This is a genomic window from Streptomyces durmitorensis, assembly GCF_023498005.1.
GTDB lineage: Bacteria > Actinomycetota > Actinomycetes > Streptomycetales > Streptomycetaceae > Streptomyces > Streptomyces durmitorensis.
The window spans coordinates 3,666,655-3,685,476 of sequence record NZ_CP097289.1; the positions used below are offsets into that span (position 1 = coordinate 3,666,655).

15 protein-coding genes are annotated in these 18,822 nt (G+C 70.1%); 6 read left to right on the forward strand and 9 right to left on the reverse strand.

What is annotated here, in order from left to right; genetic code table 11:
- Positions 1–18 precede the first annotated feature (18 nt).
- Together M4V62_RS16250 and M4V62_RS16255 are read right to left on the reverse strand one after the other, a co-directional pair.
- Positions 19–1,272: a DUF4190 domain-containing protein gene (locus M4V62_RS16250; RefSeq protein ID WP_249587980.1), complete on the reverse strand. Its 1,254-nt coding sequence runs from the start codon at positions 1,270–1,272 to the stop codon at positions 19–21.
- 216 nt (positions 1,273–1,488) lie between these two features.
- The gene (locus tag M4V62_RS16255) at positions 1,489–3,063 is read right to left on the reverse strand and encodes a S8 family peptidase (RefSeq protein WP_249587981.1); all 1,575 of its coding nucleotides are present in this window, start codon (positions 3,061–3,063) and stop codon (positions 1,489–1,491) included.
- Between the two features lie 234 nt (positions 3,064–3,297).
- On the opposite strand from M4V62_RS16255, the gene M4V62_RS16260 reads away from it, so the two are divergent.
- From M4V62_RS16260 to fxsT, 3 genes are all read left to right on the forward strand, one after another.
- On the forward strand, positions 3,298–4,422 hold the full coding sequence (locus M4V62_RS16260) for a threonine synthase (RefSeq protein ID WP_249587982.1): 1,125 nt from the start codon (positions 3,298–3,300) through the stop codon (positions 4,420–4,422).
- A 154-nt stretch (positions 4,423–4,576) separates the two neighbouring features.
- Positions 4,577–6,064 (forward strand): VMAP-C domain-containing protein, encoded by a 1,488-nt coding sequence (locus M4V62_RS16265; protein WP_249587983.1) that lies wholly within the window; start codon positions 4,577–4,579, stop codon positions 6,062–6,064.
- Between the two features lie 295 nt (positions 6,065–6,359).
- Positions 6,360–10,268, forward strand: coding sequence for an FxSxx-COOH system tetratricopeptide repeat protein (gene fxsT, locus M4V62_RS16270; RefSeq protein ID WP_249587984.1), 3,909 nt, complete (start codon positions 6,360–6,362; stop codon positions 10,266–10,268).
- A gap of 84 nt (positions 10,269–10,352) precedes the next feature.
- On the opposite strand, the gene M4V62_RS16275 is transcribed toward fxsT, so the two are convergent.
- From M4V62_RS16275 to M4V62_RS16305, 7 genes are all read right to left on the reverse strand, one after another.
- A complete protein-coding gene (locus tag M4V62_RS16275; RefSeq protein WP_249587985.1) occupies positions 10,353–12,254 on the reverse strand; it encodes an HEXXH motif domain-containing protein in 1,902 nt (633 codons plus the stop codon).
- A 32-nt stretch (positions 12,255–12,286) separates the two neighbouring features.
- A complete protein-coding gene (locus M4V62_RS16280) occupies positions 12,287–12,454 on the reverse strand; it encodes a hypothetical protein (protein ID WP_249587986.1) in 168 nt (55 codons plus the stop codon).
- Positions 12,455–12,578: 124 nt separating this feature from the next.
- Positions 12,579–13,646, reverse strand: a complete 1,068-nt coding sequence (locus M4V62_RS16285; protein WP_249587987.1) for an effector-associated domain 2-containing protein — start codon at positions 13,644–13,646, stop codon at positions 12,579–12,581.
- An 11-nt stretch (positions 13,647–13,657) separates the two neighbouring features.
- Positions 13,658–13,966 (reverse strand): trypco2 family protein, encoded by a 309-nt coding sequence (locus tag M4V62_RS16290; protein ID WP_249587988.1) that lies wholly within the window; start codon positions 13,964–13,966, stop codon positions 13,658–13,660.
- 104 nt (positions 13,967–14,070) lie between these two features.
- Positions 14,071–14,478, reverse strand: coding sequence for a rodlin (locus M4V62_RS16295; protein ID WP_249587989.1), 408 nt, complete (start codon positions 14,476–14,478; stop codon positions 14,071–14,073).
- Between the two features lie 112 nt (positions 14,479–14,590).
- On the reverse strand, positions 14,591–15,526 hold the full coding sequence (locus tag M4V62_RS16300; RefSeq protein ID WP_249587990.1) for an LCP family protein: 936 nt from the start codon (positions 15,524–15,526) through the stop codon (positions 14,591–14,593).
- A 615-nt stretch (positions 15,527–16,141) separates the two neighbouring features.
- Positions 16,142–16,552 (reverse strand): rodlin, encoded by a 411-nt coding sequence (locus M4V62_RS16305; RefSeq protein WP_249587991.1) that lies wholly within the window; start codon positions 16,550–16,552, stop codon positions 16,142–16,144.
- 228 nt (positions 16,553–16,780) lie between these two features.
- Between M4V62_RS16305 and M4V62_RS16310 the strand changes: the two genes are divergently transcribed.
- From M4V62_RS16310 to M4V62_RS16320, 3 genes are all read left to right on the forward strand, one after another.
- Positions 16,781–17,191: a rodlin gene (locus M4V62_RS16310; RefSeq protein WP_249587992.1), complete on the forward strand. Its 411-nt coding sequence runs from the start codon at positions 16,781–16,783 to the stop codon at positions 17,189–17,191.
- Between the two features lie 210 nt (positions 17,192–17,401).
- The gene (locus M4V62_RS16315) at positions 17,402–17,659 is read left to right on the forward strand and encodes a chaplin (RefSeq protein WP_249587993.1); all 258 of its coding nucleotides are present in this window, start codon (positions 17,402–17,404) and stop codon (positions 17,657–17,659) included.
- 119 nt (positions 17,660–17,778) lie between these two features.
- A complete protein-coding gene (locus M4V62_RS16320) occupies positions 17,779–18,603 on the forward strand; it encodes a chaplin (protein ID WP_249587994.1) in 825 nt (274 codons plus the stop codon).
- The last annotated feature ends 219 nt before the right edge of the window (positions 18,604–18,822 follow it).

Consider the following 18,822-nt stretch of genomic DNA (forward strand, 5'->3'; position numbering starts at 1 on the left):
GACCGCACCACCCTTTCGTCACACGGCCGCGCCGGCCCCGCTCCCCTCGCCCTCGTCCTCGTGGCCCCCGCCCTCGCCGCCGGGAGTCGGTTCGCCGGGGGTCGCGTCGCGCGGTGAAGTGGTCGCCAGGCCAAGGGTTTTGCGGGCGGCGGCCTCGCGCTTGCCGCTGATGTGCCGCTGCGCCTGCACGTAGTACGCGTCGAAGGCGTCGGCGTCCTTGGCCGTGGACGCCTTCTTCCACTGCTTGCGGTTCCGCTCGATCGCGTCGACGAGGCCGGTGATGCCTGCGTCCGCCTTCGCGGGCCAGTCGTGCGCGCGCAGCAGCCGCGCCTGTTCGGCGAGGCCCTTCTCGACGCGGCCCGCCCACTCCTTGTGGCCCGGCAGGTCGTCCTCGAAGCGCTCCGTGTCCGGCTCGGTCCCGTACGCGTCGTAGAGGGCCTTGTCCGCCTTCAGGTAGGCGAGCTGGTCGGCATCCAGGTTCGTCGCGTCGCGGCGCATCGAGCCCTTCAGGGTGCGCTCGGGCTCCGTGACGCCGTAGAGGCAGGTGATGTGACGGTCCCCCTGGCCCCAGGTGTCCCGGTCGGGCATGAAGTAGGTGAGCTCGGCGTCCCCGAGGCCGGCCCAGGAGTCGAGTACGTAGGAGGCGTCGAGTTCGACGCACCTCCGCTCGGCGAGCGAGGTGAGCGCGGCCTCGCCCGGGAAGGTCTCGTGATCCACCCGGAACTGGGCGAGGACCTCGCCGTCGTGCCGCGTGGAGCAGGGCACCTCGTCGATCTCGAAGGCGTATCTCGCGCCTTCGAGGTCGCTGCCGGGGACGTTGAAGCACTCCCCCTTGCCGACGGGGAACCCGGAACTGTTCCGGGAGTCGCGCGCGGCCTCCTTGAAGCCGTCCATGAAGTCACGCGCGCCCCCGGTGACGACGGCGAGCACCAGGAGCACGATGCCGACGGCGGAGAGGATGCTCCCCGCGATCGCCATGCCCTTGCCGCGCTCGCCCTTCTTGGAGATCTGCGAGAGCGCGACCAGGCCGAGGACCAGACCGGCGGCGGGCACGCAGCACAGGATGCCGAGGACGAGCGAGGCGATCGCGAAGCCGTTGACCGGAGGGCGCGAGTACGGCGAGTACGCGCCGGGCCACCGCTGGTACGGAACCTGGGGCCCGCCCGGGTACGGGGGCTGCGCGGGCGGCCCGTACGGAACCTGCCCGTACGGAACCTGCCCGTACGGCTGCTGAGGGCGGCCACCGAGGTCGGGCGGCGGGGGTATGTCCACGGGTGCCGTGCTCCTGCGTTCGTGCGGTCGGTCGGTGCGAGGGGGGCTTCGCATCGTATGCGGGGCACGGACAGGGGACGGCACGAGGACAGGGAGGCATCTCGCGCGACGCGCTCTCGTCCTCGCGGCGGCGGCAGACCGGGCCGACGACCCGAAGCCCGTCCCCGAGGACGAGAGCGCGTACGTACGGGAGAAGCTCAGCTCAAGGCCTCCGGCCTAGAACTGCAGCCCCCAGGAGTCGATCTTCCCGACATCCTGCGCCGCGTTGTCACTCACCCGCAGCTTCCACGTCCCGTTGGCCGTCTCGGACGACGCGTTCACCGAGTACGTGGTGTTGATGTCGTCCGAACTGCCGCCGGTGCCATATCCCTTCAGCGTGTACGCGGTGCCGTCGGGCGCGATCAGCTGCACCTGGAGGTCACCCACGTAGGTGTGCTTGATGGCGACCGGCACGCTCAGGGCGGCCGGGGCCGAACCCGGGACGCCGCTCACGGTGACCGGCGACTCGACCGTGGCGTTGTCGCTGATCGTGACGTCGGTCGTGTTCTCGAACTTGGGGCCCGGAGGGTTCGTCGAGCCGGGGCCCACGTTCAGGAGGCGGTTGGGCGAGCCCGTTCCGGGGCTGGTGACGACGCCCGTGGAGGCCGCGCTGACCAGAGCCGCGGACACCTGCGCCGGGGTCGCCGTGCGGTTGTCCGCGAGGTAGAGCGCCGCGGCGCCCGCAGTGTGCGGGGAGGCCATCGACGTACCGGAGATGGTGTTCGTCGCGCTGTCGCTCGTGTTCCAGGACGAGGTGATGGACGAGCCGGGCGCGAACAGGTCCAGGACGGCGCCGAAGTTGGAGTAGCTCGCCTTGGCGTCGGTGTTCGTGGTGGCGCCGACCGTGATGGCCTCGCTCACGCGCGCGGGAGAGCGCGTCGAGGCGTTGACGGACTCGTTGCCCGCCGCGACCGCGAAGGTGATGCCGGACGCGATGGCGTTGCGTACGGCCGTGTCCAGGGCGCTGTCGGCGCCGCCGCCGAGCGACATGTTCGCGACGGCGGGCTTGACCGCGTTCTGGGCGACCCAGTCGATGCCGGCGACGACCTGCGCTGTGGTGCCTGAACCCTGGTTGTTCAGGACGCGGACGCCGACGATCTTCGCCTTCTTGGCGACGCCGTGCAGGGTTCCGCCGACGGTTCCGGCGACGTGCGTGCCGTGGCCGTGGCCGTCCTGCGCGGTGTTGTCGTTGTCGATGGCGTCATAGCCGTACGAAGCGCGGCCGCCGAAGTCGCTGTGGCTGATGCGGACCCCGGTGTCGATGACGTACGCCGTGACGCCCTCACCGGCGGAGTCCGGGTAGGTGTAGGAGTTGTTCAGCGGGAGCGTCTTCTGGTCGATGCGGTCCAGGCCCCAGGACGGCGGGTTCGGCTGGGTGGCGTCGACCGTGAACGTCCGGTTCTGCACGACGGAGTCGACCGCCGGGTCCGCGGCGAACTTCTTGGCCTCGGCCGCGGAGAGCTCGACCGCGTAGCCGTTGAGGGCCTTCTTGTACGTACGGTCGATCTCGGCGCCGTACTTCTCGGCCAGCGCCTTGCCCGCCTTGGAGCCCGCCTTCGCGGCGTCCTCGTCGAGGCTGACTATGTAGCTGCCCGGTATCGCGCCGGGGGCTCCGGCGTTCTCGATCGTGCCTTCGGCCTGACCCGGCTGAGCGGTCGCGGGGAGGGCGGAGACGACGCCGAGGGCGAGGGCCGCGACTGCTGTCGCGCTGATCCCGGCCAGTCTTCGGCGGGTATGACGCATCACTGCCATCTGAGGGGTCCTCCTCAATAGGTGGTGCGTTGGTGGGGGATGGTGCCGGTGGTGCCCACACACACGGAGACGAAAGGCAGGGACATGTCAAGCAACATGCCCACTCTTGCCTTCGTCGGGACGAAAGATTGGCGGATCCATAGGAATCTCACAAGGGTCAGGACCGGACGTAACACGACCGCCACGCACCCGCCATGACACATCGGCCCCAACTGCCGCAACTAGCCTGCGCACATGACAGCATTGCCGGATTGTTTCTGCCCCATCGACGGAACGCGTGTCCCCGCTGGCACCCTCGCCTGGTGCTGCCCCGTCTGCCGCGGCCCGCTCGACCTGGACTTCTCCCCCACTCCCGCATCGTTGAAGTCCCTTGGCGGAAGGGTCAATTCACTGTGGCGGTACGCGGAGTCCCTGCCGCTGCCCGCACCCTCGTTCTCGCTCGGCGAGGGCCGCACACCGCTCGTACCGCTGGATGGCGCGATCTCGGCCAAGCTCGACTTCCTGATGCCGACGCTCTCCTTCAAGGACCGCGGCGCGGTGATGCTCGCCGCGCTCGCGACGCGGCTCGCCCCGGAGCGGGTGATCGCCGACAGCAGCGGCAACGCGGGCACGGCGGTCGCCGCGTACTGCGCGCGGGCCGGCCTGCCCTGCACGGTGTACGTCCCGGAGGGCACGTCCCCGAAGAAGCTGGAGCAGATCGGCGCGCACGGGGCACGCCTCGAAGTCGTCCCCGGAGACCGTGAGCGGACGGCGCGGACAGCACGGGAGGTGGCCGACGAACCCGGCGTCTTCTATGCCTCGCACGTCCACAACCCCTACTTCCTCCAGGGCACCAAGACGTACGTCCACGAGCTCTGGGAGGACCTGGGCGGCCGCCTTCCGGACGCGCTCGTCGTGCCCGTGGGCAACGGCACCCTGCTGCTCGGCGCGGCCCTCGCGGTGCGGGAGCTGCACGCGGCAGGACTGATCGCGAAGGCACCCGCGCTGTACGCCGTGCAGGCCGCCGCGGTCTCCCCGCTGGCCGAGGCGTGGCGTGCGGGCGCCGACGAGCCCCTGGGCACCACCCCGATGGCGCCCACGCTCGCGGAGGGCATCGCGATCCCCCGGCCCCCTCGCGCGCGGCAGATCCTCCGGGCGGTGCGCGGATCCGGCGGCGACTTCCTGACGGTGACGGAGGACCAGATCCGCCACGCCCAACTGGATCTGGCGGGGCGCGGGTTGTACGTCGAGGCGACCGGGGTCGCGTGCTGGGCGGCCGTCCGGGACGGCGCGCTCGGCGAGCGCACGGCCGTGGTGCCGCTGTGCGGGGCAGGTCTGAAATCCGGACTCGCGCATGAACTGGGCGTTGGCCAAGGCTAGTTGGCGGCACACCGCCAAGGTCACACCGCCAAGGTCACAGCTCCACGGCGCTCATGGCCGGAGACCTGCCCTGAGCCCGACTGTGCCCGTACGCTTGTCGCCACCATCGATTACATGAGTACTGGCTGCTGGTGGCGATCGGGAGGTCACGGGGGTGGAAGAGCGCAGCCCTGCGAGGGTTCGCAACGAACTGGTCGCCGACATCGTCGACGTACTGCAGGAATCGACCACGGTGCGACAGGAGAACAGCGCCGACATCTGGGTGCGCATGCTGAGCGACGAGCTGGACGCACCCGTGGAACCTCTGCGGAACGCGGCGCTGCGGCCCTGGCTGCTGCACCTGGTCGAGCGCTGCGCGGAGATCCCTGACGGCTTGCCGTGTCTGGTGCGCTGCCTCAAGTATCTGGAGCAGCAGTCTTCCGCCATTCTGTCGCTGCTGCGCCTGGTGGACGAATGGGAGGCCGTGGACTTCTTCGACGGCGCCGACCTGCGTCCCTTGCAGCCGATACTGCGGGACATGCGTTCGTCGGCCGAGCTCGCCACGCTGGCACGGCGGGCCAGCCGCTCACGCACCCAGGAGCTGCCCGCGTGGTGCGACACGGGATGGGCAGTCTTCCTGCGACTGGCCGGCGGCAATTCCGCCGCCAAGGAACTCCCCGTGAGCATGGCGTTCCTGGCCCTGGCCGCCGATCGGCTCGTGGAGGACGGACAGATGGAGGCAGCGGAGGACCTGCGTCGCTGGAACCGTCAGCAGTCCCTGACGTGGGGCCTTGAGGACAAGATGACCGACTGGCAGCGCAGCGGCATCGCCCAGCAGGCCCCGCCCCCCATGGTGCCCGCCTATCTGATGATCCAGTTCGAGCCCGACGGAGTGGACCCCGACCGCTATCTCCTCTCCCACTGGCGCCAGTCGGACGCCGAGGGCTGGCATCCCGTACCGGGCGAGACCCTGCATCTGCACCGGGACGACCTGCCCGCCGAGGTCGAGGTCCTCATCGAGCAGACCGAGGAGCGCTGGGCGGATCTGAGACAACCCGTCGTCCTGGAATTCATCCTCCCGTGGGAATTGCTGGGCGAGCCTGTGGAGTGGTGGCACAAGGAGTCCTCCTCCTCGTCGCCGACCCCCCTGGTGATGGACTACGCAGTCCTCGTCCGCAGCTTCGAGCGCCTGCGCAAGGCCGCCTGGCACCGTCCCTGGCACAAGAAGTGGCGCCAGCTCAAGGAGCAGCCCGCCGACAGCCATTCGTACTTCAACCCTCCCGGCCAGTCGCACTTCCACCTGGAGCGCGAACTGAAGGAGGACGACCAGGCGGTCTGTCTGGTGCTGAGCGAGCCGCCGGGCGGCGACTCAGGAGCCGGCCAGCAGGAGTTCATGGCCGGGCTGCGGGCAGGGGTGCCCGCGATGATCTGGCACCGGGGTGACTGCGGGGACCCGGCCTTCAAGGAGGCGGTCGCCGAGATGGTCCAGGACAGGGGCCTGTCCAGCCTGGTGACGCGCGCCGGAAATTGGCGCAAGGAGGCTCTGGCGCTGGGCCCCGAGGGCTGGGACAACCACGTGGGACGCCATCTGGCGATCCTGGTCGACGATCCGGAACGCAGACCCGGGCCGCCGGGCCCCGACCGTGCGCCGGTGACGCCTTGAACGGGCCCGCCGGCCACCTGTCCGTGAACCTCCCGCACACCCGGCGAGAGGGGGTGCCACGCCATGCATGAACAGGCCTCCGCTGCCGTGCGGGCGCTTCCTGACGGAGCCGCACCTCTCCCTGCCGGAGGCACGACCGCTAGCACGATTTCCGTGCGCCCCGGCACATGCCGCCGTACCCCCTTGCTTGCACGGCGGGCGCACTGCCACGCTGCGCATGTGGATGTCACGCACGCCCGCGCTCTGCGGGACTCCGCACAATGGTCAGCGTCACCTCTACGCCTTGAGGGCGCATATGCATGACGACGGAGGTCAACGACAGGGGCCGGCAGCGCGGGCACGTCATGAGGCCGCGTCCGTCCTCGGCAGGCTCGGGCGCGCGAGACTCGGCCAGTCGGGCAGACAGGAGCGCGCCGAGGCGGTCCTCGTCATCGACGGGCACCTGACGATGAAGGTGTGGGACCAGGCGGTCACCGACCTGGTCGACGAGCTGAACCGCGAGGGGAACTTCGCGCGCGTACGCGTGGTGCGCCTGCGCGGGACCGACGAGACGGGCCCGGCCCGCCTCGGCCCGGCCGAACCGCTCGGCGGCGCCGGGGACTTACGCCGCGTGATCCTCGTGCTGACCGACGGCCTCGCCGCCGGATGGCGGTCCGGCGCGGTCATGACCCTGCTGCGCGCCTGGGGGCGCACCTGCCCGGTCGCCGTGGTGCACGTGCTGCCCCAGCAGCTGTGGTTCCGCACGGGACTTGACGTCTGCCGGGTGAGGCTGCGCGCCGACCGCCCCTGGGCGGCCAACAGCGAGCTCGACTGGGAGCTGCGCGAGGCCCCGGTGGAGTCGCACGACCCGGACGAGCCCGATGCCGAGGGCGACGCGGTCCTCGTGCCGGTCCTTGCCCTGACCAACCGCTGGGCCGAGGTCTGGACCCAGCTCGTCATGGGACCCGAGCCGCGGTGGCTGGAGATGTCCGCCATCCGGGCGCGGGAGTGGAAGCGCCGGCCCGACGCCGCGCGCGCCCTGCCCTGGACGGACGACGTTCCCGACCCCCTCAGCACGGTGCCCGCATCGGAGCGCGTGTCCGACTTCCGGGCGGGAGCCTCACCCACGGCGTTCACCCTCGCCACCCGCTTGTCCGCCGTCCCCCTCAGCCTCCCCCTCATCCGCAGGGTCCTCGCGACCACACCGGGCGCGGGTCCGGTGCACGCGTCGGAGCTCCTGATGAGCGGACTCGTCCGGCCCAGCGGGGCGCAGGGCGAAGAAGTGACGGATGTGGCGTTCTCGTTCGCCCCCAACATCCGCGAGGAACTGCTCGCCCTGGGCCGCCGCAGCGACACGGCACGGATCCTGCACGACGTACGCGCGTTATTGGCGGACGGCGCGGACGGCGCCCAGAGCCCCTCGCTGCTCCCCTCCCCCGCCGAACCACTGGACACCCTGGCCATGCCCCGGGTGAACAGTCGCAATATCGGTTTCCTCCGCGTGGAACTCGCCGCGCTGAGGGCACTCTCCGGACGTTTCATGCAGCGCGCCGCCCTGCTGGCAGGGGTACTTGGCTGGCACGATCGTCGATACGCAGTCAGCCTGGAGAAAAGCGGCAGCCACCCTGTCTCTCGGCCCGATCCTGAAGGAGCATCGGTGATGTCGACTACACCCCAGCAAACGGTGGAGGGGGACCGCACATCACAGCCGCGCGTCTGGGGAAACCTACCGCCACGCAACCCCAACTTCACCGGCCGCACCGAGCTGCTCGAAACGCTCGGCGAGCGCCTGCGCGAAGGCACGACCACGGTCCTGCCCGAGGCAATCCACGGCATGGGCGGCGTGGGCAAGACCCAGCTGGCCATCGAGTACGCGTATCGCCATCAGGGTGAGTACGACATCGTTTGGTGGATCCCCTCCGAACGGCCGGGCCAGATCGGTCAGGCCCTGGTGGAACTGGCCGGGCGCCTGGGCATCGAGACCAGCACCGAAGCCAACATCGCCGGTCCAGCGGTCCGTGAGGCGCTGCGCGAGGGCCGTCCGTTCTCGCGCTGGCTGCTGATCTTCGACAACGCCGACAACCCCGAGCAGGTACGCCACTACTTCCCCACCGGAGGCAACGGCACGATCCTGGTCACCTCCCGCAACAGGCGGTGGGGTCTTGTCGGCGGATCTCTCGAAGTGGACGTCTTCACGCGCGAGGAGAGCAAGGAACTGCTCCGCCACTCCGGGCCGCCCCTCCAGGAGGACGAGGCCGACCAGCTGGCCGAGGCGCTCGGAGATCTGCCTCTCGCCCTGGAGCAGGCCGCCGCGTGGCGTGCGGAGACGGGCATGCCCGCGTCCGAGTATCTGCGCCTCTTCGAGAACAAGCGCACCGAACTCCTGGAGACGTCCCCGCCCCCGGACTACCAACTGCCGGTCGCGGCCGCCTGGAACGTCTCCCTCGACCACCTGGAGACCCGCAGCCCGTCAGCTCTGCGCCTGCTCCAGCTCTGCTCGTACTTCGCGCCCGACCCGATCTCGCGGTCGATCTTCTCCGGCCTCGGGAACAGCAGCATCTTCCCCGAGCTCGACGCGACACTGAACGACCCGATGCGGCTCGCGCGCGCCATAAGGGAGGTGAACCGCTACTCCCTGGCCCGCATCGACCACCGTACGAACTCCATCGAGATGCACCGGCTCGTCCAGCTCGTCCTGAACAACCGCATGTCCCCCGAGGAGCAGTCCCGCATGCGTCACGGCGCCCACACGCTCCTTGCCGCGGCCGACCCGAAGGCACCCACCACAGCGGCGAACTGGCCGCGCTACGCGGAGCTGTACGGACACGTCATCGCCTCGGAAGCCATCAAGTCCGACCAGCCCTGGGTGCGCCAGCTGGTCATGAACATCGCCAAGTACCTCTACTACTGGGGCGACCACGAGGTGTCGCTCGACTTCTCCGAGCAGGCCTGGGAGACCTGGCAGACCGTCTTCGGCGAGGAGGACCAGCAGACCCTGCTCATGGGTCAGTGGCTCTGCTACATCTACTGGGTCCTCGGCCGCCACGGCGAGGCTGTCGAGCTGGTGGCCAAGTTGCAGGACATCTACCGGCGCACGGCCCCCGAGGGCCGCGAGGACATCCGGGAGGACGCCCTGGCGGCGATCGGCCTCGAAGCCGCCGTGCGCCGGGTCGAGGGCGAATTCGCCATCGGCGCCCAGCTGGACGCCACGGTGTACGAGCGGGCGCGCAGGGCCTTCGGCGAAGAGGACCCCACGACCCTGGACGCCGCCCACAACCTCGGCACGAGCCTGCGCCAGGCCGGTGACTTCCGCCAGGCGCTCGAACTCGACGAGCACACGCTGGCGCTGCGGCTCCGCGTCCTCGGCCAGGACCACCAGCGGACCCTGATGACGGAGAACAACGTCGCCATCGACGTCCGCGAAACAGGCGACTATGTAGGGGCACGCGCCCGCCAGCAGGCCGTTCTCGACGCCTACCGCGACGTGTTCGGCCGCGGCAACCCCGCGACGATCAGCACGATGCGCCAGCTCAGCGAGGCCAGCCGCAAGGCCGGCGACCACGCACAGGCCCTGGAGCTCGCCACCGAGGCGTACTCCAAGTTCACCCGACGGTACGGCGACACCCACCCCTCGTCGCTGTCCGCCGCCCTGACCCTGTCGGTGGCGCTGCGCCAGAACGGCGACCTGAACGCGGCGCGCGAACGGGGCGTCAAGGCCTGCCGGGAGTACCGCAACATCTTCGCCCCGCACCACCCGCACGTCCTGGCCGCGGACGTCGACCTCGCCGTCACGCTGCGGCTGCTCGGCCAGCCCGACGAGGCACGCCGCCTCGACGAGGCAGCGCTCTCCTCGCTCACCGAACGCCTGGGCGAGGCCCACCCCATCGCCCTGGCCACCGCCATCAACCTGGCGAGTGACCTGGCCGCCCTCGGTGACCACCACGCGGCGCGCGTACTGGGCGAACGGACCCTGGAGCTCTGCCTGCGCACCCACGGCGAGGACCACCCCACCACGCTGGCGTGTGCGGGGAACCTCGCGATGGACATGATCGAGCTGGGCGAGGAGACCGAGGGTGCCGCGCTGCGCGCCGACACCCTGGCGCGGATGGAACGCGTCCTGGACGCTCCCCGGCTCCTCACGGAGCCAGGCACCCCGCACCCGGCGACCCTTCAGGCCAAGGCGGGCCAGCGGGCCAACTGCGACATCGACCCGGTGCCGCTCTAGCCGTTCCAGCCGTTCCAGCCGTGAGTGGGCGGGCGGTGCGGATGTCATCCGCACCGCCCGCCCACTCAAGTTCCGCTCACGCCGTCACTCGGCGCCCCGCACACCGTCCCGCACGCCGTCGCGCGCCAGCCACGCCGCCAGACGCACCGGGTCCGCTCCCTGCCCCGTGGCGTTGCGCAGCGCGCCCTGCACGGCGCACGCCCGCTCCGGATGGTTCCGCAGCAGCCAGGAGGCGCCCTCGTGGGCCTCGTCACCGGCAAGGGCACGCCCCAGACCGGCCCAGGCGCCGAACGGCGTCCCCGTCCCCGACAGCAGTGCGGCGAAGGCGCCCCGCGCCCCGGCCAGGTCGCCGCGTGCCAGCAGCACGTCGGCGTCCTCGGCCCCCTCAGCTCCTCGCCCGTCCCCACCGGCGCCGCTGAGGCGATGCCGGGCCAGGACGGCCGCGGTGTCCAGGAAACGGGCCCCGGCATCCGGTACGAGGACGGGCTCACCGGCAAGAACGGGCGGGGGACGGTCGTCCCGCCGTCGCCAGGCCCGCACCGCCTCCTGAACCGCGGCGGCGGGCGGCCGCAGATGGTGCGCACGCCAGCGGGCCCGGTGGTCGGCCGCCACCTCCTGGGCCAGCCGCAGCTCGGCGGCGGGCACCGACTCGTCACTCCACTCGGCGCAGCGCTCGCGCAGGGCGTCCAGAACCTGCCGCCCCAAGGGCGTCAGCCGTTCGTGCGTACGCACCAACTCCACCGTGGACGACACCTGCGTACGCCACAGCGCGAACTCGAAGTGCGTGAGCCCGGCCTGCGCGGGGTCGGCGGACTGCCGGTGGGAACGCCAGAAGCGCGTCACACCGGCAAAGGCGTAGATGCCCTGGAGCAGTCCGCCCAGGGGGCGCGGGTCGTCGCGCCACGGTGCGTAGAACAGCTCCTCCGCAAGGCCAGGACCGGGATGGGGGCCAAGACCCGGGCCGGTCAGATTCAGCGGTCGCAGCCGCATCAGGCTGCCCAGCTTGATGTGCTGGAATTCGTGCACCAGCGTGGCGGCGAGCTGCGTCGCGTCGTCGGGGCGGGACGCCATGACACCGCCGAAGGCATCCCCCGCGGTCACACTGTGCGGCCGGAACCGCTCTCTCGCCGGAGTCGGCGTCACCGACATCAGGCCGACGCGCATCGCCTCGGCGCTCTCCGGCTCGTCACGCAGCAGCAGCTCCCACGCATCGGTGAGCATGCCCTGCCACACCCGCGCGTCCGTCTCGGACAGGAACAGCGGCTCGCTCGGCTGCGGGAACGTCCGGTAGGGGTCGAACTCCTCAAGGGCCAAGCACTTTTGAGGCCTCTTCACTCCCAGCGAGAGCCGACGCACGGCACGCCACCCCGGCGCGCCGCCCTCGCGCCCCGGCCCGACCACGACCGCGCCCTGCTCCCCGATGATCCGCAACTTCCCCTCACGGGAGACGACTTGGGCCGTGCTCCACGACTCCGCCACCTTGAGCTCCGCACATCCCACCGTCGGCAGGAACGCGATGCCGCGGCGCACCGGCACGGCGACCGAGAAGTCCAGACCGGCCCGAGCCCCCGCCGACGCGGCCAGCGCCGACAGATGCCCCGCCACCGCCCACATGGGCGCGTCCTCGAAGGAGGCGCCTCTGAGCTGACGCAGCGCCAAAGACAGCCACATCCCCGTGTGCGGGGACATCAGAATGTCCTCGAACACGTCCGGAGCCGTCCGCTGGGCGCGCTCGAGCAGGGCCCAGGCCTCGCGATACGACAGGGCGGCCGCGCCTGCCGGAGGCGTCGGACCCTCCGCTGAGACGCCGCCCCCGGAAAGACCGTCGTACAGCGCCCTCAGCAACAGCATGCGGCGGCTGCGCTCGGCAGCGAGCAGTTCCACCACCACGGCTCGGCCGCCCTCACCCCGTGCGAGGGCCCGGAACCCGGCAGCCGAAAGCCGGTGGACCGGCAGTTCCACCGATCCCGCGGACCTACGCGCCATGGGCCGTCCGCCACGGCTCCGCGGCGATCCCGTCAGTCGAACCGCGACGGGCCTCCGTACGTGTTCGTGATGGCCTGGGCATCATCGATGTGATGCAGCAGGGATTCGAGCGACCCCGCGATGGCACTGCCGTCCATGGAGAGCAGCGCTTCAAGAGAAACCCCCGAGAGATCTACGAGATCGGACTCGACGGCAGGCATCGATTGCTCCACGGCTGCCAAGTCCCCTCCCGTGATTCCGTGCATGCGCCATCCCTTTCCCCCTCATGATGGCCCAGCACGGCACGCGGCGAAACCCCGCGTCCGAGCCGTGCCCGACATCAAGTCAGCAGTATCGCTTGGCCAGTTGAGCCGCCTCACGGTCGACACCGGCCACTTCGGCCGACTGCCCCTCCAGGAGCCGGACAGTCTCCAGGAGCTGATCCAGAGTGCCTCGGTAGCGCAGACAGGTGCGCACGATGCCGTAGATGTCCATCTTGAGCCGGGGGTCTCTTGGCCGGTTCGCGGCGATCTCCGAGTCGATGCTGGCGAGCACGAGCCCCAGTCCGTTGGCGTCTCCGAGCGAGGGGATCTTCACCAACGCGTCGACAAGGCCCATGAGTTCACGCAAGGGCAGGTCGGAGGGGAGGGCAGCCAGGCTCACGGGAGCCGCCGAACCCTCCGGATCCCCCGCGGAACCGAGCCCTCCACGCAGCGGAAGGCCCGCTTCCCGATGGAGGTGCGCCAACTCGGCCGAGGACAACACGTCGTACCAGTGCTCCACCCTGCTGGCCGCGAGCCGCCCCAGTCCGTCCGAGCGGTGGTGGGCACTGATCACACCGATCACCGCGTCGCCGGACCAGACCACCGCGCCGGACATTCCCTCCCAGGGCGAGCGCTCGGGTTCGGGGTCCGCGCGCGGCGCGAGAACGGCCAGTTCGAGTGTGCCCTCGCGGCGGTTGGACAGGACGGATACGGTTCCCGACGCATGGCAGGAGTCCCGGTACTGACTGGGAGCCCCGTCGTCGAGCAGGCGCATGCGGTCGTCCCGCAGCTTGAAGCGCGGGAAGCCCATCGCACTGACGGGCAGCACCACATCGCTCTCGGGCACGGCCGCGTAGCGGGGCGTCTCGATGCACCCGGAACCGGGTGGCGTCGTCATGATCTCAAGCAGCGCGATGTCCGCGGCCTCGGCGAGCAGCACGACGCGTACGTCGGCGCTCCACTCCCCCGGCAGATCGGCGTCGAAGCGCACCCGCACCGACGTCGCGGGACCGGTGACCACATGCGCGGCGGTCAGCACGGCCCTGTCCCCCACGCGGTATCCGGACCCACGGCGCCCAGGCGCCGGGCCCGGCCTCTCCACCAGCACTTCGGCGACCCGCGCCGCCTCAAGCCCCTCCGACACGGACATGGTGACCGGGCTCAGCGCTCGCCCGTGGTCTGCTCACCGCTGACCCAGGGCCGTTGATCGGAGCCTCGGACGCGGGGCTCAAGGCTGAGGGTGACGCGGTGGGTGGTGCTGTGCGTCTGCTGGGCGGAGGCGCCCGCCTCGACGACCCAGAAGCGGATCCTGCCGTCCGCGGTGCCCGACCGCTGCACGGCGAACTCCGCCTCGAGCTGTACGGGACCCAGCTCGAAGTGCAGTGCGTCGTCCTCGGAGTCCTTGGCCGCGGCCATGGCGGCGGCGAGTTCCCCGCGTAACTGCGCGATCATCTCGGCGAGTTCAATCACGCCGAGCCCCTACCCCCGGCGTGTCGCCTCCACACGACGGTGGCGACACGGGGAAAGCCGAAGGGGCCGGCCGGCACGACGACGGCCGGCCCCCTGGCGGGCACTCAGTGGTTGTTGGCGCCGTTACCGGCCAGAACCGGGATGTCGTTGATGATGTGCGACAGCGGCTCGTCACCCTTGGCCTGGGTGGAGTTGTCCGCGCACTGCTGGTTCTGCGGGGCGGACAGGACCGGGATGTCCTGGACGGCGATCGGCACGAGGCCGACGAGCGAGCCGACGTTCGCCTTGACCGGCAGACCGATGCAGGGCTTGTTCAGCGTGCTCTGGACGAGCGTGGCCTGGGGGCTCAGGTCACCCTTGGTCGCCTGGTTGCCGAACGCCGAGTCGGCTCCGTTGCCGCTCAGGGACGTGGTGCCCGAGTCGTCGCCGATAGCCAGGGCCTGGGGGGCCATCCCCGCCGAGATTCCGGCGACGGACGCGGCAATGGCCGCGGAAGCCCACAGCTTCTTCATTTTGATTCCCTTTCAAGAGCGGGCTCCCTTGGCAGAGCCGCGTGATGATCAACTGCCTGATGGGGTGATGGTTGCGACGTGCGACCCGGTTGGCTCAGTAATCAGACGGCCGTCAACGGCACTCCAGCGTGTCCCCCCGGACGGTCGCCGGGCTGCTGAACCTGGGCGGATCGCTCAGCCTGGCCGTCGAGTTCCGGGCGGTCAGGGGGCGGTCCTGGCTGAGGGCCTTGAAGACCTTTCCTGCCTTGGCCCTGTCCCACTCCAGCGAGCCGTTCAGCGTCGCGCTGAAGCCGCTGACCGGCACCGTGGTGAACTCCATGGAGGACGCGGGGAGTTTGCCCAGGTCCGACGCGAGGGTCAGGATCTGCTGGGTGCTGAACCCCCGGTCGACCCGCGCCGAGCCGACCAGCAGCCGGCCGAGCCGTGCCGCCCTGACCGGATCGGCCAGGACGTTCTCCTTGGTCACGCTGCGCAGCGCGGCGAGCAGGAAGCGCTGCTGGCGCTGGATCCGCCCGAAGTCGGCGCTCGTGTCCACGTGGCGGGAGCGGACGTACTGCAGGGACTGGCCGCCGCCCAGCAGATGGCTGCCGGGCGCGAGGTCGAGCTTCGTCGTCTTGTCCTTGAGGGCGCGGGGCGTGCAGACCCGCACACCGCCGACCGTCTCCACGCTGTCCATGAAGCGCCGGAAGTCGAGCTGCAGATACCGGTCGACGCGGACGCCCGTCATCGCCTCGACCGTCCGCACGGAAAGGGCGGGGCCGCCTTCCGCGTAGGCGCCGTTGATCTTTCCCGGGTGGGCCGCGCGCTCCTGCCCCGTGGCCTCGTCGCGGTGCGCCGGGATGTCGGCGTACGAGTCCCGGGGAAGGCTGACGACGCTGACGCGGTCCCGCTTCTCGGAGAGATGGACCAGCATGAGCGTGTCCGTGCAGTTGCAGGCGACTCCGCCCGCGTAGAACTCCCGCTTCTCCTTGCGCGTGATGGTGTCGCGGCCGTCCGTCCCCATCAGGAGGATATTCGTACCGCTTCCCTCGTTCGGTCGGTTCTTCATGTCGCCGAAGACATCGACGCGTTGAACAGGGAGCGGCAGAGCCGTGGCATTTCCCACTCCAGCGGCGGCGGTGACCAGAAGAACCGCCGGAATGGCCAGACGCAACCTTCGCGCCCGCCGGGATCCGGTCGGTGAGTAAAGGTGAGTGAGCAAGTTGATCTCCGCTGCCGGGGGAACCGGGACGAAGAAAAGGTAAACCGCTCTACGGCAGCGCGGTGCGTGGGAGTTCGCGGCGCGCACGAACAACAACTCGTTCGCCCTAAGCCGTTCGGTTTCGCCTGATTCCACCGCTGGAACACATGGCTCCACACACGCCTTTCGATGGCGAGGGAACATGGCTGACTTCAAGCAGCAGTGGAAGCGTCAAGGCCTCATCCCGGTGAGCAGGGATTCTCCGGAACGCCGCGTCGACGACCCCATCTACACGTCGTTGCAGGATTCCTGGGAAAGACAGGGCAAGACCGTTCCTGGCCGACCCGACCAGGAGTGGATGGAACTCATGTCACGCGATCCTTGGCCACGGGGCTGACGGCCGGGCGGAGTTGACCGCGAGAGGACGAACGCGACAGCGGGCCGCCGGTGTACGGCGGCCCGCTGTGCACTGCGTGGGGGAGATCAGCCGTTGCCCGCCCCGTTGCCCGACAGGACCGGGATGTCGGAGAGGATGTGCGACAGCGGCTCGTCGCCCTTGGCCTGCGTCGAGTTCTCGGTGCACTGCTGGTTCTGCGGCGCCGACAGGATCGGGATGTCCTGGACGGAGATCGGCACGACGCCCACGAGCGAGCCGACGTTCGCCTTGGCCGGCAGGCCGATGCAGGGCTTGTTGAGCGAGCCCTGGATGAGCGCCATCTGGGGGCTCATGTTGCCGTACGTGGCGGAGTTGCCGAAGGCCTGCTCGGCGCCGTTGCCGCTGAGAGACGTGGTGCCGTGGTCGTCGCCGATGGCCAGCGCCGACGGAGCAGCGGCGGCCGACATGCCGACGACGGAGACGGCAACCGCAGCTGCAGCCATACCCTTCTTGATCACAACTAATTCCCTTCTGGAGAAACCCCGTTCGCCGGAGCGCTCTGATTAACTCCACGCCCTCCGCATAGTTGCTCCGCTTCACTCTGATGGCCCAACGAAGGTCCGAAGAGGGACCGAAGAGGGACCGAAGAGGGCCCAACCGAGTGAAGCCCCGAAACCCAAACTCCGGTCGGCATGTTGGTCAGCTCGCAGTGACTCGAGCGTCTGCCCAGAAAAGGAACACACACCATGATGAAGAAGGCTATGGCCACGGCGGCGGTTGCCGTTTCGGTCGTCGGCATGTCTGCCGCTGCGGCCCCGACGGCGCTGGCCATCGGTGACGACCACGGCACCACCTCCCTGAGCGGCAACGGCGCCAAGCAGGCGTACGGCAACTCCGCGACGCACGGCGACATGAGCCCCCAGCTCTCGCTCGTCCAGGGTTCGCTGAACAAGCCCTGTGTCGGTCTGCCGGTCAAGGGCAACGTCGGCTCGCTCGTCGGCCTCGTGCCGATCGCCGTCCAGGACATCCCGATCCTGTCGGCGCCGCAGAACCAGCAGTGCACCGAGAACTCGACGCAGGCCAAGGGCGACGAGCCGCTGTCGCACATCCTGAACGACATCCCGGTCCTGTCCGGGAACGGCGAGTTCAACGGCTGATCTCTGCCGATGTGAGGACGCTCGGGCCGCCCGCCTTCTTCAAGGCGTGGCAGCCCGAGCTCCTTCATTTTTGAATGCGGTAATTCGGGTGAATTTTCTGAACGGGCGAAACCAGCGGTTTCTTCCGCTCACTCAACTCGTTTGCAGACTGCGGGTCATGGTGCGAGACGTAAACAGAAGTGCTCGCTCGGTTTCGACTGCCAGATCGGCATGACCACAGAGAAGGGAACATCTGTGAAGCACAAGAAGAGCGCAACGATCATCGCTGGTGTCGTGATGGCCATGAGCATGGCGGCTCCCGCGTTCGCCGACGCCGGCGCCGAGGGTGCGGCCGTCGGTTCGCCGGGCGTTCTCTCCGGCAACGTCGTCCAGGTCCCGGTCCACGTTCCGGTCAACGTGTGCGGCAACAGCGTGAACGTGATCGCGCTGCTGAACCCGGCCTTCGGCAACACCTGCGCCAACACCTGATAGCACCCAGCCACCAGGCTGTTTCATGGCCGGCCTTGGACTGTCGCTACGACTCCAAGGCCGGCTTTCCACTTGCACAGAGGAAGACAACTACCTTGCGACAGGTCATTGGTAAAGGGATGCTCGCGACCGCGGCCGCGACCAGCATCCTCTCCCTGTCCGGCTCGAACGCGTTCGCCGCGGGCGGGGACGCGGTCGCGGCGGATTCGCCCGGCATCCTGTCGGGCAACAGCGTGCAGGCCCCCCTCGACGTTCCGGTGAACGCCTGCGGCAACACCGCTGACGTGGTGGGCGCGGCCAACCCGGCCACCGGCAACAGCTGCGCGAACTCCGGGTCCGCCTCGAAGGAGCAGCACACGAGCGCCCCGGACCGGGCGGCCACGCAGGAGCGGGCGGCCACCAGGACGGACGACGGCGGATACGGCCAGAGCTCGGACACGGACTCGTACCCGGGCGCTCAGTCGGGCACGCACGCAGGCACCCAGTCGCTGGCCGAGAGCGACGCCAGGCAGTCGCCCGGCATCCTGTCGGGCAACAGCCTGCAGGCCCCCCTGGACGTGCCGGTGAACGCCTGCGGCAACACCGCTGACGTGGTCGGCGTACTCAACCCGGTCACCGGCAACAGCTGCTCCAACGGAGTGCCCGCGCCGACGCCCCCGCAGCACGAGACGCCTCCCCCGGCCGTCGTGCCGCCCGTGGAGCCGCCCGTGGAGCCGCCCGTCGAGCGCTCCGTCCCCAGGCCGGTGCAGCACGCAGCGCCGCCGCAGCACGTCGCGTCCTCGGTCGCCCGGCAGGTGTCCGCTCCCGCGGCGCCGCACGGCCACGCTCGGCTCGCCGAGACCGGAAGCGACCAGGACCTCCTGGCCACGGCGGCGGCAAGCGCCGCTCTGCTGGTCGGCGGGGGGATCCTGTACCGCCGCGGGCGCGCCTCGTCCGGCCGCTAGCCGCCCTGACATGCCGCTGGCGGGGAAGAGACACCCGAGGGTCTCTTCCCCGCCAGAACGGGAGGGGGGCCGGTCCGCGAAGGCGGTGTCGCCCACCCACGGCGAAGACGCCGACGGCTGGCGGAGGGCAACCAGGCCCGTCCCATGACGACAGAGTCCACCACCTGATCGCCGCCGCCGAAGAACCGATTCACCCGTTCGCCGACGGCATCACCTGAT